4 protein-coding genes are annotated in these 3,647 nt (G+C 34.9%); 1 reads left to right on the forward strand and 3 read right to left on the reverse strand.

Annotated elements, in window-relative coordinates; translation table 11 throughout:
• The 3 genes from ACTTKP_RS11620 to ACTTKP_RS11630 all read right to left on the reverse strand — a co-directional run.
• Window positions 1-891 (reverse strand): ABC transporter transmembrane domain-containing protein (locus tag ACTTKP_RS11620; protein ID WP_442554063.1); only part of this gene is annotated, 891 nt, incomplete at its 3' end.
• Window positions 892-994: 103 nt separating this feature from the next.
• Entirely contained in the window at window positions 995-1,567 is a 573-nt protein-coding gene (locus ACTTKP_RS11625; RefSeq protein WP_009535173.1) for a TetR/AcrR family transcriptional regulator, read from the reverse strand.
• A gap of 143 nt (window positions 1,568-1,710) precedes the next feature.
• Window positions 1,711-3,219: a class I SAM-dependent RNA methyltransferase gene (locus tag ACTTKP_RS11630; protein WP_442554064.1), complete on the reverse strand. Its 1,509-nt coding sequence runs from the start codon at window positions 3,217-3,219 to the stop codon at window positions 1,711-1,713.
• Window positions 3,220-3,354: 135 nt separating this feature from the next.
• Here ACTTKP_RS11630 and ACTTKP_RS11635 point away from each other — a divergent pair.
• On the forward strand, window positions 3,355-3,647 hold a 293-nt coding region (locus tag ACTTKP_RS11635; protein ID WP_442554065.1), incomplete at its 3' end, for a YerC/YecD family TrpR-related protein.

The raw sequence follows: 3,647 nt of genomic DNA on the forward strand, positions 1-3,647 counted from the left end.
AATAGAAAAATGTTGCAATGTAGCTGTCTTACTTATAGATGCAGTAAAAGCAGATGATAAAATTATTGCAAGAATAAAATTAGGTGTTGTAATATTTCCATAGTAAAGAAATATGCTTCCTAAAATCATGACAATCACCACTCCAATTTCCATAAATATGTCAATAAGTCCCATTGGAATTGTAACCATCCCCATGCTCTTTTTAACCCAGTAAATATATTCTCTTGCCGTTTTTAATGTTCTTTCACTAATCTCCTCTTCTTTAGCAAAAGCCTTAATCACAGAAATGTTTTTTACATATTCCATCAACTCTTCTCTCATCTTATTTTCATGATTAAAGTAAATCGAAAAGTTTTTATCCATTGTTTTCTGTGAAAGAACTTTTACCAAATACATGAGTGGAACTCCGGCAATCATTCCAAGAGCAAGACTCGGGTCCACAAAAATCATAGCTACAAAAATAATGGTAGGTAGAAGTGTAACTGACATTATTTCAGGAAGACCATGGGCAAGGTATACTTCCACTTGCTCTACATCATGTTGAACGATATTGGTAAGCTCTCCAGTATTATGTTCTTTGAAAAATCCTAAACTTAGTTTTTTTAGATGACCGATAATATCTAACCTAAGTTCTGTCAATTTTTCGTATGCTTTCTCATGAGCAACCTTTGTCGCAAAATAGTAAAACACTCCCTTTAATGCAAACGATATAAAGATTCCTAAGAAAATATGCTTCAAATTATCTTCGCTAATATTGTTTGCAATTAAGGAACTAATCAAATATACAAGTAAGATTTGTGGTATCAAATCAAATACTATTTTTAAAGCAAGAAGTGAACCCGCTAAACCATTTTTTCCAATCACTTTTTTTCTTAATTCTTTTTCCGGCATGAACAACTCTCCTTTCAAAATTGAATAATATTGAATTATAATTCAATATTAAGGTTTAAAGTAAGACTTTGCTGATTATGCAAAGTCTATTTTTTAGTGCTAATTATAGGGATTCCACTCCCTTATAATAACACCTCGCAATAAGTTTTAGCATATCTTTTGCCCACTTTTCACTTTGATAGTGCCTTGCTATTTCAAGAAGCCCCTCTGTAAAGTTACTGGCTAAAATATGGGCAAGCATTGGATCATATTCCTCTTTTGATTGTCTTTTTAAACTTACTTCAATATGAACCTGCATTTGTGATATAAGTTTTTGTTTTGCTTCTGTATGCTTCGTACCTGAGCTTTTATCCATTAAAATAATTAACTTCTTACGCTCTTTTAATAGTTCATGAATATAGTTTTCTCCAACTTCATCAAACCTTTCAGAAGCAGAACCTTTTTCCAAAGATTCTTCCTCATTAAAAGCTGACTCGAAGTTTATATAAACAGAACTTACTACTGCATCAAACAAAACTTCCTTATTTTTGAAATAGGTATAAATGAGTGCCACAGGAATATCTGCTTCTTTTGCAATTTCTGTTAATTTGGCACCTCTATAATCCTTTTTATAAAATACTTTTTCTGCTGCTTCGAGTATTCTATTTCTAACTTCTTCTTTTAATACTTGTGCCATAGCACACCTCTTTCTATTCCAATACCGAATTTATATTTAATAATAAATTATAATTCAATATTTGTCAAGCTAGTGCATAAGTATAATTTTTCTCTATATAAGATAATCATCCACGAATTTCCCAAGTTTCAATTTCCTCTGCTTTATCTCCGAATGTCAAACCTCATATGATTCTTAGCTTCGGGAAGTTTGGACAATAAACATACCGTCTCCACATGCAACGTTTCCGGGAACATATCGCACAGACAGACCTTCTTCACACTGTATCCTGCTGCCTCAAACTCAGGTATATCTCTTACAAGGCTTGTAGGCTTACAGGCAATATAAACTATTTCCCTCACCCCATAGGATAACACCCTCTTAAGTGCCTTAGGAGATACACCGTCTCTTGGTGGATCGAGAATAATAAAATCAGGTTTTTCCTTTACTTCATCAAGCACCTTAAATACATCTCCTGCCAAAAACTCAGTATTGATAAGCCCATTTAACTTGGCATTTTCATTTGCGGCAACTACAGCCTCTTCCACTATTTCTATACCTATTACCTTCTTAGCCACTGGGGAAATTATCTGCCCTATGGTTCCGGTTCCGCTGTAAAGGTCGTAGACTACATTTCCTTCATTATTTCCCACATACTCCCTTACCTTGCTATAAAGTACTTCTGCCCCTAAAGAATTAGTCTGGAAAAATGAAAATGTAGTGATTTTAAATTTAAGTCCAAGCAGCTCCTCATTTATATAATCCCTACCGAAGAGAATTTCCTGTCTTTCAGCCTTCACATCATCAGAAACCTCATTATTTATAAGGTGGATAATACCGACTATTTCACCCTCTAAGCTTACTTTTCTTAGCTTTTCCACCATTTTGGCTAAAATGTTCTTTTCTACCTGACTCTGCTCTTTATCCTTATCATACACAGCATTTGGTGAAGCCAAAAACTCCTTAAGGTTGTCCATTTCCATAGCAGTCTTTTCGGACTTTGTTATAAAATCAGAAGAAGTCTCAAGGGCTGCCAGAATTTCTCCTGTCTTAGCTACCCTTCTTACAAGCAAATGCCTGAGATAGCCCCTGTGCATTGCCTTATTATAGAATGAGATTTCCGCTTCATTAAAATGCTCAAATACACATCTTAGCACCTTGTTAAAATCATCATTTACTATCTTACAGTCATCGGTGTATAAAATATCGTGGAAATGTCCTCGTTTATGAAGCCCAAGCGACATTGGCCCACCCTTATAGCTGTCACCGAAGGCATACTCCATCTTATTTCTGGTTTCCCACTCATTAGGGCTTCCAAGTATTTCTTCATATTCATAATCAGTACTTATAACCCTGTCAAGCATCTTTTTTACCTGAGAGCTTTTTAACTTAAGCTGTTCCTCATAAGGCAAGGTATGGTAAGAACAGCCTCCACAAAGTCCGTAATTCTTACAGACAGGCTCTCTGGTTTCTGTAGGTGCTTTTTCTATCACTTCTTCTATGCAGGCTTCATACCTGTCATTTCTTCTTTTCTGAATTCTGTATCTTACTTTCTGACCTGTTATTCCTCCCTTAAGTACAACCTTTCTCTCATCATCTTCGAGTATTATTATTCCCTTATCCGGAAAATCCACATAACTGATTATTCCCTCTGCAATTTCACCTTTTTTCAATTTTATACTCCTTGTATTTTCTATAATACTTCATTATACCAAATTTCCAATAAAAACCAAACCTAAATATTTTCCCTTTACTTTATTTTTGTAAAGTGCTAAAATTAGATAATAAAATTGTTTTGGAGATAAAAAATGAAAGACAAATTAAAAACACCAGCAATGGACTATTTTTTTGATGCGGTACTCACACTCAAAAACAGGGAGGAATGTTACAATTTCTTTGAAGATGTCTGCACTATAAACGAACTCTTTACAATTTCTCAGCGGCTTATGGTTGCCAAGATGCTTACAGAGGGGAAAACCTATATCGAAATTGCCGAATCCACAGGTGCCTCTACTGCCACCATAAGCAGGGTCAACCGCTCCCTTACTTATGGAAATGATGGCTATGAAATGATAATGCAACGAATTAATACCGGCTCTGA

The sequence above is a fragment of the Catonella sp. genome (genome assembly GCF_052169795.1).
Classification (GTDB): domain Bacteria; phylum Bacillota; class Clostridia; order Lachnospirales; family Lachnospiraceae; genus Catonella.